Here is an 11,926-nt window from a genome sequence, read left to right on the forward strand (position 1 = left end):
GCGTCCTTCACCACCGCGAAGGCCGACAAGGTCAACAAGCTCACCAACACCCCGTCCGACGGGCAGACCGTCGGCACCGGCATGCCGATCTCGATCCTCTTCGACAACCCGGTCGCCAAGGACCGGCGCGCCGAGATCCAGAAGGCGCTCAAGGTCACCACGCAGCCGCAGGTGGAGGGCGCCTGGGGCTGGGTCAGGGACTGGTCGGGCAAGGACCGGATCGACTGGCGGCCCAAGACCTACTGGCCGTCCGGCACCAAGGTGTCCGTCAAGGGCGGCCTGGGCGGGATCGACTCCGGCAAGGCCGGCGGCTGGTTCGCGCGCGACTACGACTTCGGGTTCACCATCGGCCCGGACCACAAGGCCGTCATCGACGTCCCGTCGCACAGCATGACCCTCTACGAGAACGGCAAGGCCGTCGGGACGATCCGCGGCTCCGCGGGCTCGCCCCAGGACCCGACCCGCGGCGGCGTGCACACCGTACGCAGCAAGAACGCCGCCGAGACGATGGACTCCTCCACCATCGGCCACGGCAACGAGTGGATGCTGGACTCGAAGTGGGTGACGCATCTCACCGCGTCCGGCACCTTCCTGCACTCCGCGCCCTGGAACAAGTCGGTCGGCGTGGTCAACAACAGCCACGGCTGCTTCGGTATGACCACCTCGGACGCCAAGCGCGCCTACGACTTCCTGACGATCGGCTCCACGGTCGAGGTGAAGAACACCACCAGCACGAAGAAGACCGATGTGGGCAACGGCCTGGAGGTCTGGCAGGAGAGCTGGGAGCAGTGGCAGCAGCGGAGCGCCGTGAAGTAACCGTCACGGCGGCGGTGCCGCCCGGGCGCGTCGGCGCCTGAGTGTGCGAGCGTGCAGGTGGGGCTCCCCCGTCAGGCGGGGCGAGCCCCACCTGTGGTTGCGGACGTGTTCGGACCACACCCCCGTGCCGGTCCGAACTGTCCGCCCGCTTCACACCAGAGTCTTTGACTCAGGTGTGAAGAATAGAGGCTCCGGGCGGAGCGTGCCAGCCCACGGGGGTGGGAGTGCCGATCCGCCCCGCCGACCGGACCACTACAGTGGAAGTCTCACGTTTGGCCTTGAAGGGAGCGCGGCGCGATGGGGGACGAGGACCGCGGGCCGGTCAGCCTGGCCGAAAAGCTGGACCGGCTGTTCCAGGAGAGAAGTCGTGAGCGGGGCAAAGCGCTGTCCGCCAACGATGTCGCCACCGAGATCAACATCAGGGCCGGCGAGCAGGTGATCTCCGGCAACTACATCTGGCAGCTGCGCAAGGGCAAGCGGGACAATCCGACCAAGCGCCACATCGAAGCGCTTGCGGAGTACTTCGGCGTGCCGGCCGCGCACTTCCACGACCAGCAGGACGCGGGCCCCGGTGGCGCGTCCGCCGACCGGGCCGGGCAGGCGCCCGAACTGCTGGAGGCGATGCAGGACGCGGGGGTCATCGCGATGGCCGCCCGCTTCATGGACATGTCCGCCGAGTCCCGTACGGCCGTGCTGGAGATGATCGACCGGGTACGGAAGCTGGAAGGGCTGCCGGACGTCGGCGGTACGGCGGCCAACCCGGCCGGCAATCCGGGAGAAACCTGGCGTACCGCTCGCTGAGCCATGCCCCTGACCGACGTACGCTCCGCACCGTCCCCGGCCGCTCCCCCGCCCGCTTCCGGGCCGGGGAACCGGCCGGCCGGGACCGCGGCAGCCCGCGGAACCGTCCACGACCCCGTCCGGGAGGGGCCATCCCGCGCTGCATGAGACTGGCACGTGTACCTTTCATGGCCGAGGCCGAAGGAGAGCACGCCATGAAGTTCACACGGCGACCGGACCGTGTGGTGGCCGACTGTTCGGACCGGCTGCGGGAACTGCACATCCCGCGCCCCTTCGAGCTGGGTGCCTTCCTGGACCGGCTCGCCGGACAACGCGGTCGCCCGATCCATCTGGAACCGCAGGTCACCCCGCCCGCCGGGCCCTGCGGCCTGTGGATCGCCACCAGCCGGGCCGACTACGTCTTCTACGACGCGGCCACCACCGCGCTGCACCGCGACCACATCGTGCTGCACGAGGTCGGCCACATGCTCAGCGGCCACTCCAACCTGCTCTCCGGTGAGGTCGCGCAGACCCTGGTGCCCGACCTCGACCCCGGGTCGGTGGAATCCGTCCTGGGCCGCAGCCACTACAGCGACCAGGACGAGCAGGAGGCCGAGATGATCGCCTCGCTGATCCTGCGGCGCGCCGACCGCACCCCCGCCCGCCGTCCGGCGACGTCCCAGCAGGCCGAGGTCCTCAGCCGTATGGACGACGTGTTCGGCTCTCCCAAGCGACGGCAGAACTGAAGATGGTCAACGTTCTCTTCCTCTCCATAGCGGCCGTCCTGCTGCTGGCCGCCGCCTACAAGGCGCGGCCGCTGCTGCGCCGGCCACGGCCGCGCGGCCTGGGCGCCCTGTGCGGTTTCCTGACCGGACTGGGCGCCTCACTGGTGTTCCTGACGCCCGCCGTCGGCGACGCGCTGAGCGTCGTCACGCCCAAACTGGGCCGCCTGCTGGGCAACTGCAGCACGCTGGCCGCCGCCACCTGCATCTCCATCCTGCTGCTGCGCTTCAACGAGGAGCCGCCGGACGCGGACCGCAAAGCGCGCCGCCGGCTCGTCTCGCTGGGCGTCGTCCTGGTCGCGATGGCCGTGCTCTTCTTCTCCTCGCCGGTGGACGACGCCCCCGGCGCACCCACCTTCGGCGAACTGCCGCGCACCGAGCCGCTGCTGAACGTCTATGTGCTGGTGTTCACCGCGCACCTCGGCGCCGCGATCGTGGACCTGCTGCGCCAGGCCCTGCGCTACTCCCGGCACGCGCCGCGCACCAGCCTCCGGTACGGGCTGCGCGTCATCGCCGGCGGCTGCGCGCTGGGCATGGTCTACATCGGCTACAAGATCGTCCACGTGGTCGGGCTGTGGACCGACGCCGCCTGGCTGCCGCCCGAGCAGCTGTGCACCTCGCTGGTGACGCCCGCGACCTGCACCTTCAGCGTCGGTCTGCCCGCGATCTGCAGCCTGCTGCTCGTCATCGGCGTCCTGCTGCCCGCCGTCGGCCCGGCGCTGGCCTGGCCCTGGCGGCGCATCCGGCTGTGGCAGCTGCACCGCGGGCTGCACCCGCTGTGGGCCGCGCTCTCGGCGGCGGTGCCGGAGATCCAGCTCACCGCCACCGAGCACCTGTACGCGGCGCCCGACCCCGAGTTCCGGCTCTACCGCCGGGTGATCGAGATACGGGACGGCATGCTGGCGCTGCGTCCGCACCGCAGCGACGAGGTCAGCCGCGCCGCCGCGGAGCGGCTGCGGGCGGACGGGGCCGACGCGCGGGAACTGGACGCCGGGGTCGAGGCGGCGGTGCTGGCGGCGGCGCTGGAGTCCCGGCGCAGCGGACGTACGCCCGCGCACCCGGTCAGTGTCGAGGACGCGACGCTGACCCGTCCCGAACTGACCAACCTGATCGACGAGGCCCGCTGGCTGCGCAGGGTCTCGCACGCCTTCGTCGCGTCCGGTGCCGGTCCCGCTCCGGCGCCGGAGTCCCGGCCCGCCGCAGGAATCTGAGGTCACACGTGAGCCACCCCATGGAGTCACCGGAGTTCTTCCGCGATCCGTACCCGCTGCTCGCCGCGCTGCGCGAACGCGGTCCCGTCCAGCGGGTACGGTCCGGGCCGCACGGCGCGACCTGGCTGGTCACCGGCTGGGCCGAGGCCCGCACGGCGCTGGCGGACCCCCGGCTCTCCAAGGACACCACCCGCTACTTCGCCGACAAGCCGTCCAAGCGCGATCTGGCGCCGGCCGTCAGCGCCACCATGCTGGCCACCGACCCGCCGGACCACACCCGGCTGCGCCGGCTGGCCGTCAAGGCGTTCACCCCGGCGGCGGTGGCCCGCCTGGAGCCCCGCGTGGCCGCCCTCGCCGACGGCCTGCTGGACGGGATGGCCGCGCGCGGCGAGAGCGCCGACCTCGTCGAGGACTTCGCCGTCCCGCTGCCCATCGAGGTCATCGGCGACCTGCTCGGCGTCCCCCGTGAGGACCGCCCCGCACTGCGCCGCTGGTCCAACGACCTCTTCGCGGCCGGTGCCCCGGACACCATCGACGCGGCCTCCCACGCCATCAGCGACTACATGACGGAGCTGATCGCGAAGAAGCGGGCCGAGGGTGCCACCGGGACGGACGGCGGCACCCGCACGGACCGCGACCTGCTCACCGAGCTGATCGCCGCGCGCGACGAGGGCGACCGGCTCAGCGAGTTCGAACTGGTCTCGCTGGCCGTCCTGCTGGTCGTCGCCGGTCACGAGACGACCACCAACCTGATCGGCAACGGCGCGCTCGCCCTCCTTGGGGACGACGCGCTCCGTACCCGTCTGCGGCAGGACCCCGCGCTCATCCCGGACGCCGTGGAGGAGTTCCTCCGGTACGACTCCCCGATCACCACGGCCACGTTCCGGTACGCCGCCGAACCGCTCGCCCTCGGCGGCGCCGAGATCGCGGCGGGCGACGTCGTGCTGGTCTCGCCGGGCGCCGCCAACCGCGACCCCGCCCGCTTCACCGACCCCGACACCCTCGACCCCGCGCGCCGTGCCGGCCACCTCTCCTTCGGGCACGGTCCGCACCACTGCCTGGGCGCCCCGCTGGCCCGCCTCGAAGCCCGGATCGCCTTCCAGGCGCTGCTCACCCGATTCCCGGGCCTGCGCCTGGCCGTCCCGCCCGCCGACGTCCGGTGGCGCCACACCCGCCTGATGCGCGGCCCGGTCCGCCTTCCGGTGACCTGGTCCGCTCAGGAGTTGTTCAGGTAGGCGAGGACGGCGAGGACCCGGCGGTTGCCGGACTCGTCGTCGGTGATGCCGAGTTTGCCGAACAGGGACGTCGTGTACTTGCTGATGGCGCTGTCGCTGAGGAAGAGCCGCTGCCCGATGGCCTGGTTGGACAGCCCCTCCGCCATCAGGGCGAGCACCGCGTGTTCCCGTTCGGTGAGCCCGCCGAGCCGCCGGTTCGAGGAGCCGCTGGACAGCAGTTTGGCGATGACGGCCGGGTCCATGGCGGTCCCGCCGCCGGCGACGCGTTCCAGCGCGTCGATGAACTGGTCGCCGTCGAACACGCTCTCCTTGAGGAAGTAGCCGATCCCGCCCGCGCCGTCGGCCAGCAGTTCGCGGGCGTACAGCTGCTCGACGTGCTGGGAGAGGATCAGGACCGGCAGTCCGGGCACCTCCGCGCGGGCGGCGAGCGCCGCGCGCAGCCCCTCGTCCGACTGGTCCGGCGGCATACGGACGTCCACGACGGAGACGTCCGGCCGCCACTTCAGCAGCGCGTCGAGCGTCTCGGGTCCGGTGGCCGCCGTCGCCACCACCTCGTGCCCGTACGCCTCGATGAGGCGGACCATCCCGTCACGCAGGAGGTAGAGGTCTTCGGCTACAACGATACGCATGGCACCATCATCCTCACCCGGGTCGGGCCGCCGGCCGGGCTGGTGATTTCCAGGGTGCCGTCGAAGACCGCGAGGCGGCGGCGCAGCCCCTCAAGTCCGCCGCCGGGCCGCACGGCGGCCCCGCCGCAGCCGTCGTCCTCGACCTCGGCGACGATGCCGGTGCCGTCCCACGTGAGGGAGATCCGCGCCTGGGTCGCTCCGGCGTGCTTGACCGCGTTGGCCGTCAGTTCGGCGACGCCGAAGTACACGGCGGACTCGACCGGCGGGTCCAGGCGCGACGGCACATCGGCGCTGACCGTCGTTTCGAGCGGGCTGTCCAGGGCGAAGGCGCGCACGGCGTCGGCGAGTCCGCGCTCGTTCAGCACCGGCGGGTTGATGCCCCTGACCAGGTCGCGCAGCTCGGTCAGGGACGCGGCGGCACCGGCCCGCGCTTCCCGCATCAGCGCCTTGGCCCGGTCGGGGTCGGTCTCCATCAGCTTCTCCGCCGTCGCCAGGGAGAGTCCGAGCCCGACCAGCCGGGCCTGCGCCCCGTCGTGCAGGTCCCGTTCGATCCGCCGGATCTCGGCGGCCTGCGCGACCGTGGTGTCCGCGCGCTGGGCGGTCAGTTCGTCCACCCGGTCCGCCAGCGCCATCGCGGGCGACGGGCGCAGGAAGCGTACGGCCACCGGCTCGACGGGCCGCCAGGCGTACGGGGCGGTGGCGACCGCCAGGACCAGGCCGAGCGCTCCGGCCAGGCGCCCGGGCAGTGCCGGCTGGCCGAGCCCGAGGACCGCCACCGCGACCCCGGCCGGCGGGACGGCCGCCACCACCCCCGCGGTGAACGGCACGATGGCCACGAACCGCAGGTCACGCCAGGTCGCGGGGTCGCTCCACCGGTTCCGCCACCGCTGGTCCAGAAGGGCGTCCCGGCGGGTGCGCTCGTAGGAGGAGCCGTTCCACCAGAAGCCGGTGGACATCTGTACCGGCGGCGCGGCCTGCCGGTACCCGGCGGGCACGACGGTGGCCGTCCACCGCGCGACGAGGTGGCGGACCGTCCGGCAGACCGGGCGGGACAGCGCGAGCGTGCCCACGCACACCAGCACCAGCGGCCCCACCCAGGACCACGGATTCTGCGCTCCCCACCCGATCCCCCACGCCACGGCACCGGCCCACACGGCCGGGACCAGCATGCTGACCACCGTCACCGCGCAGGCCCGTACGAATCCCCCGCAGGCGCTCGCCGCCCACGACACCACCTTCTGCATGGCTCTTCCTTCTGCTCCGACCAGGTGCGTTCACTGCGCACCGAACGGAGTCTGGCACCCGCCGGGCCTGCTCCGAAGTGGGTCTGGACCCACTCTTGCGTACGTCTGGACGGATACCGCGCGGCCTCGCCGCTCCCTAATTTCGACATCACGCCAGAGAACACAAGGGAGCAGCGAAACCATGGACACCACCATCCGCACCACGACCGAGGCCGTCCCCACCGACCGGCCGGGCCCCCGACGGGACTTCGGCCGGGCCAAGATCCTCGTCGCGGCCTACGGCGCGCTGAGCGCCGTTGTCCTCCTCACGGTCGCCGTGCTCGCCGGCACGGGACACGAGGTGACGCCGTTCATGTGGGGCCGGTCGGCGGGCGTGCTCGCAAGCGCCGGGGTCGCCTACTGGTTCACGGTGCTCGCCGCACGCGGCGCGCGCTGGGCCTACCGGCGGATACGCGTCCTCTCGGCCGTCATGCCGGTCGCGATCGTCGCCATCGACTCGATCCCGGGTGCGCTTCCGGGCTGGTTCATCGCGATGCAGGCCGTCTGCGCCGTGGCCATCGGCGCGGCGGCCTGCATCGTCAACGGATCGGGGCCGCGTGCGGCCTTCCGCGCAGGGCGCTGATCCTTCCGGGCCGGTCCCGCTCACTCCCCCAGCGCGAAGTCCTCCACCACACGGAACACCGCGGCAGCGTGCTCGGCGAGGTAGAAGTGGCCGCCGGGGAAGGTCTCCTCGCGGTACTCGGCCGCGGTGTGGGTCTTCCAGGCAGCCGCCTCCTCCCGGGTCACCCGGGGGTCCGCGTCGCCGGTGAGGCACAGCAGCGGGATGTCGAGCACGGCGTCGGCGGGGGGCCGGTACGTCTCGACCACGCGGTAGTCGTTGCGGATCGCCGGGAGGATCAGCCGCACGATGTCCGGGTCGTCCAGGAGCTGCCCGGCGGTGCCGTCCAGGCGGGCGACCTCGGCGAGGAGTTCGGCGTCGGTGCCCTGGTGCAGGGGCGCCTCGTCCCGGAACATCGAGGGGGCGCGGCGCCCGGACACGACCAGCCTGCGGTCCGCCGGCCGTCCGAGGTCCGCCAGCCGCCTGGCGACCTCGAAGGCGATGGACGCGCCCATGCTGTGCCCGAAGAGCACCAGCGGGGTGGGGTCGTGCGGGTTCAGGCAGCCGGCCACCTCGTCGGCGAGGCCCTCCACGGAGGGGACGAAGGGGTCGTTCCACCGGTCCTGGCGCCCCGGGTACTGGATCGCCGACACGTCGAGCCGCTCACCGAGGTGGGCGGCGAACGGCCGGTAGTACGAGGCGGATCCCCCGGCGTGCGGGAAGAAGATGAGGTGGGCGGCGGGCCGCGGCCCCCGGCGTACGTCCCGTATCCAGGCGTTCTTCCCCGTCATGTTCCGTGCTCCTGTGCTCATGGGCCGCTGGTCGGGCCGCTGGTCGGGCTGCGCGTCCACGGGCCGCCGGACCGTGTCCGGGCGGACCGGTGGACGGGTCAAGGATGACCGGTCCGGGCCCGTCGGGCCAGCAGGAAATCGATCAAGCTGAGATTGGATCAGGTCGGCCGGATCCGGCCGTACCCCGTCACCGGCCTCCGGTGACCGGCTCCCTCAGCGGGACAGCGCCGCGGCCCCTTGCGCCGCCTGCTCGGCGGCCCGGGTCCGGGCGGCAGCCGCCTTGGCGGTTTCGCCGAGCCGGTCGGCCAGGCGCGCCTGGGCCAGCCAGTTGTACGGGCAGACCGGGCGCAGGTTGATGCGCTCGCTGAGCAGGGTGCGGGCCGTCTCCGCGCGTCCGGCCCGGAGCGCGGCCTCCAGCAGCGTCTTCTGTACGGCGTCCCGCTGGGCGTGGCTGCCGCCGAAAGTGTTCAGGCGGTAGCGGACGGGTGCGAGCAGGTCGACGGCTGCCGCGTAATCCTTTCGCCCGTAGGCGATCAGGGCGCGGCAGACGGGCAGGCCGGTCTCGGCGGTCATGGCGTGGTTGGACAGTTCGGGCCGCGCGCGGCCGAGCCATGCCTCCCGCTCCGCCACGAGGCGTTCGGCGTCGGCGATGCGGCCCGCGCCGACGTACGCCATGACCGCGTGCACGTCGTTGAAGGCGTAGTACGGCGGGTCCTGGCGGGCCGCCCAGGCGTCGGCGAGGCGCGCCCAGCGGTCGCCGGTGGCGCGGTCGGCCAGCAGCAGCCGCCACAGCAGGGCCGCCGCGTCCAGCAGTTCCATCGCGAGCCCCGCCGATTCCTCGTTGTGCAGCACGGCGTCGTAGATGTCGAGCGCCCGGCCGGTGTCACCGGCTTCGAGGGCGTAGAGGCAGTAGTGCCACCAGTTGTGGACGTTGAGGTAGTTGCCGGAGCCCCAGTCGTCGGTGCGGGCGTCCAGGAAGCGGATGCCCTGCGCGAACCGGCCCTGCATCTCGTACGTGTGCACGACCGCGTGGATGCCCCACACGTCGCGGGGGTGGTGTTCGACGGCGGCCAGGCCGGCCTCCTCCGCCCGGGTGTAGTGCCCCGACTCCTCCAGACCGAAGGCGTACATGCCCAGGAGGTGGCCGTAGTGCGGGTCGTCCTCGGGCCAGGCGGTCAGCGCGCCGCCGACGCGGTCGCGCAGCCGGGCGGCGTCGCCGGTGAAGAAGTCGATCTGGTGGCCGACGGCCAGCGCGAGTTCGTCGCGCGGATGGACGACGGTCAGTTCGCCGAGGACCTGGCCGGCCCGGTGGATGTCCCCGTTCAGCCAGGAGGTCGCGGCGGCGACGTGCATCCGCTCACGCGGCGTCAGTTCCTCGGGGCGGACGCCGTCCGTGAAGCGCGCGAAGGCTTCGCCGGCGGCGGTGGCGTCCTTCGCCTCCGTGCCGATCAGGCCGAGGTAGGCCGCGAGGACGTTGCCCATGACGGACTCGGGCGCGGCCTCCAGGAGGGCCTGCGAGGCGTCGGCGACCTCGCCGCGGAAGAAGAGCAGGGCGTGCAGCGCGTCCTCGTAGTGGGACACGGCTTCCGCACCGGTCCGGGACATCGCGTGACCGTGCCGGTCGCTCACCGTTCGCGGCATCATCGGCTCCTCCCGACACTCTGGCGCCGTTCCGTCCCCCGCCTTACCTTGTCAGGGGTAGGAATTCTGTTCGATCACCTTGTCATGTCCTGGACTTGAGACCACAGACAAGAGGTGCGCTGTGTTCCTTCCCCACAGACCGGCCCGGGCATACCGCGGCAGGGCCGGCAGGCTGGGTGTTCTCGCCCTCCTCCTCGGTGTGCCGGCGGCCGTCGCCGCCGGGCCCGCCCGGGCGGCGCCCGAGGCCGCGCCCGCGGCCCGGCCCCCGCTCGTACGGCCCATCGACCCGCAGAACTGGCGCAATCCCGACGACATGACCTGGGCCGAGTACCGTTCGGTCCCCGGCACGAACTGGGCCGACCCCGCCGTCGAGCCCACCCGGCGCACGTTCAAGGGCGCACTCGTCCTGCTGGACTACCCGGACGAGGAGTTCAGCGTCAGCAAGCCGGCCGGCTCGACCGTCTTCGGCAACCCGCAGCCGAGCGCCCACGACATCCCGCGCGCGCAGGTGCCCGCGTTCTACCGGGACTTCCTCAACAAGCCGGGCAAGCTCAACCACGGCCACACCATCAACGAGTACTGGATGGAGGACTCCGGCGGCCGGCTCGGCGTCGAGCTGACCGCGTTCGGCGTCTACCGGATGCCGTTCAAGTCGTACCAGTACGGCATCGAGCCGTCGATGAACCCCGGCGCCTGCCCCGTGGGCGACAGCTGCGGCAAGAACATCCGCACCGACGGCAAGGCCGCCTGGGTCGCCGACGTCGGCAGCGCGGAGACCAGGAAGTACGACTTCGTCTTCTACCTCACCGCCGGGCAGGACGAGTCCGCCGCCTGGCAGGAGTTCGGGCAGATGAAGTTCGCCTCGCCGCAGGACGTGCCGGCGGCGTTCGGGCCGCCCTCCCCCGTCCAGGGCGGCGGCAACGCGGCCCGCACCCGCTACGTGCCGTGGACCTCCTGGAAGGCCGCCGCCCGCATCTGGCCGAACGCCGAGACCGGCTCCTCCACCCAGGCCGAGAGCTCCGGCATGGCTGTGTACGCCCACGAGCTCAGCCACATCCTGGGCATCGCGGACAACTACAACAACCCGTACGGCACCCCGCTGCGCCGCGCCTACACCGGCATCTGGAGCATGCTCTCGCGCGGCTCCTTCAACGGCCCGGGCGGCCCGCACACCCGCTGGCGGATACCGGCCGCCGACGGCGCGTCGATGGGCTCGCAGCACGTCCTGCGGGACAAGCTCAAGCTCGGCATCGTCGACGAGAAGAACGTCCTGCGCCTGGACCGGGACGCGCTGAAGACGACCGGGGTCGCGGTCGCCCGGGTCACCGCCCGCTCCGCGCCGCCCGGCGCCGGGGGCCTGTCCGGCGTCAACATCACGATGGGCCGTGACCTGGCGCCGCCCTGCTCCGTCAGCACCGATCCGCTGTGCGACGGCGGCGGCTACGACAACTACACCGTCGAGGTCGTCGACCGGATGGGCATGGACTCCTTCACCCCGGACCACGGGGTCCTGCTCAGCAAGACCAAGAACGAGGACCGGGCGCCGTTCGCCTGGGTGGTCGACGCCCACCCGGAGGACATCCGCATGGTGGACTTCCGGCGCCCGGACGGCACCCCGCAGATGATCACCATGGGTGACTACCGGCAGCTCAGCGACGCGCTGTTCCACGCGGGCGCGGACTCCGGCAGCCAGTACGAGTACATCGACCGGGCCAACCGGCTGCACTTCTACGTCCTGGACATCCAGCGGGACAAGAAGGGCGTGCTCAGCTACACCGTCGCCGTCCGCTCCCTGGACGGCGCGGGCCCGCAGCGCCGCGGCGTGAAGCTGCGGCACGGCACGGCGTACGGCACGCCCGCCAAGGGCCGGGCCGTGTGCGCCTTCCCGCTGGCCAACACCGGACGGCCGGGGAGCGGCGGCGCGCACCTGGACTCGGACGTGTACCGGCTGACGGCCACCGCCGCCGGGCGCGGCTGGTCCGCCTGGCTGCCGAACCGGCTGGCCACCGCGGAATCCGGGAGCACGGTGAGCGTGCCGGTGGCGGTCGCGGCGGAGCCGGGTGCCGCCCGGCACGGCCGGGTCGTCCTGAAGGCCCGCTCCGAGAGCGATCCGCGCAAGTCCGTACAGGCCACCTGCACGCTCGGTCGCTGACCGGGGGTACGGGCCGTGCCGCTCACCGGGGTGAGCGGCACGGAGGC

11 protein-coding genes are annotated in these 11,926 nt (G+C 72.5%); 7 read left to right on the plus strand and 4 right to left on the minus strand.

The features are described from left to right. The 5 genes from ACH4FX_RS21670 to ACH4FX_RS21690 form a co-directional block, all read left to right on the plus strand. Window positions 1-816: Ig-like domain-containing protein (locus ACH4FX_RS21670; RefSeq protein ID WP_398481269.1), on the plus strand; the 816-nt coding region annotated here is incomplete at its 5' end. A gap of 297 nt (window positions 817-1,113) precedes the next feature. Next, window positions 1,114-1,617: a helix-turn-helix domain-containing protein gene (locus tag ACH4FX_RS21675; RefSeq protein ID WP_398481271.1), complete on the plus strand. Its 504-nt coding sequence runs from the start codon at window positions 1,114-1,116 to the stop codon at window positions 1,615-1,617. A gap of 194 nt (window positions 1,618-1,811) precedes the next feature. Continuing rightward, a complete protein-coding gene (locus ACH4FX_RS21680; RefSeq protein ID WP_398481272.1) occupies window positions 1,812-2,342 on the plus strand; it encodes a hypothetical protein in 531 nt (176 codons plus the stop codon). A 2-nt stretch (window positions 2,343-2,344) separates the two neighbouring features. Continuing rightward, the gene (locus tag ACH4FX_RS21685; RefSeq protein WP_398481274.1) at window positions 2,345-3,589 is read left to right on the plus strand and encodes an MAB_1171c family putative transporter; all 1,245 of its coding nucleotides are present in this window, start codon (window positions 2,345-2,347) and stop codon (window positions 3,587-3,589) included. Window positions 3,590-3,597: 8 nt separating this feature from the next. Next, a complete protein-coding gene (locus tag ACH4FX_RS21690) occupies window positions 3,598-4,824 on the plus strand; it encodes a cytochrome P450 (RefSeq protein WP_398481276.1) in 1,227 nt (408 codons plus the stop codon). Here ACH4FX_RS21690 and ACH4FX_RS21695 read toward each other — a convergent pair. Together ACH4FX_RS21695 and ACH4FX_RS21700 are read right to left on the minus strand one after the other, a co-directional pair. Continuing rightward, entirely contained in the window at window positions 4,806-5,453 is a 648-nt protein-coding gene (locus tag ACH4FX_RS21695) for a response regulator (protein WP_398481277.1), read from the minus strand. The genes ACH4FX_RS21690 and ACH4FX_RS21695 overlap by 19 nt on opposite strands. Beyond that, complete coding sequence (locus ACH4FX_RS21700) at window positions 5,438-6,697, minus strand: sensor histidine kinase (protein ID WP_398481279.1); 1,260 nt, start codon at window positions 6,695-6,697, stop codon at window positions 5,438-5,440. Before ACH4FX_RS21700 ends, ACH4FX_RS21695 begins: the two co-directional genes overlap by 16 nt. A 181-nt stretch (window positions 6,698-6,878) precedes the next feature. On the opposite strand from ACH4FX_RS21700, the gene ACH4FX_RS21705 reads away from it, so the two are divergent. Further along, window positions 6,879-7,319 carry a hypothetical protein gene (locus tag ACH4FX_RS21705; RefSeq protein ID WP_398481281.1) on the plus strand — a complete coding sequence of 147 codons (441 nt, stop codon included), beginning with the start codon at window positions 6,879-6,881 and terminating at the stop codon, window positions 7,317-7,319. Window positions 7,320-7,339: 20 nt separating this feature from the next. On the opposite strand, the gene ACH4FX_RS21710 is transcribed toward ACH4FX_RS21705, so the two are convergent. Both ACH4FX_RS21710 and ACH4FX_RS21715 read right to left on the minus strand, forming a co-directional pair. Next, window positions 7,340-8,086, minus strand: a complete 747-nt coding sequence (locus tag ACH4FX_RS21710) for a thioesterase II family protein (protein WP_398481283.1) — start codon at window positions 8,084-8,086, stop codon at window positions 7,340-7,342. 213 nt (window positions 8,087-8,299) lie between these two features. Continuing rightward, on the minus strand, window positions 8,300-9,691 hold the full coding sequence (locus tag ACH4FX_RS21715; protein ID WP_398481285.1) for a tetratricopeptide repeat protein: 1,392 nt from the start codon (window positions 9,689-9,691) through the stop codon (window positions 8,300-8,302). Window positions 9,692-9,848: 157 nt separating this feature from the next. On the opposite strand from ACH4FX_RS21715, the gene ACH4FX_RS21720 reads away from it, so the two are divergent. Next, window positions 9,849-11,879: a M6 family metalloprotease domain-containing protein gene (locus tag ACH4FX_RS21720; protein ID WP_398481286.1), complete on the plus strand. Its 2,031-nt coding sequence runs from the start codon at window positions 9,849-9,851 to the stop codon at window positions 11,877-11,879. Window positions 11,880-11,926: the final 47 nt, after the last annotated feature.

The organism is Streptomyces sp. NPDC018019 (genome assembly GCF_044327805.1).
Classification (GTDB): Bacteria; Actinomycetota; Actinomycetes; order Streptomycetales; family Streptomycetaceae; genus Streptomyces.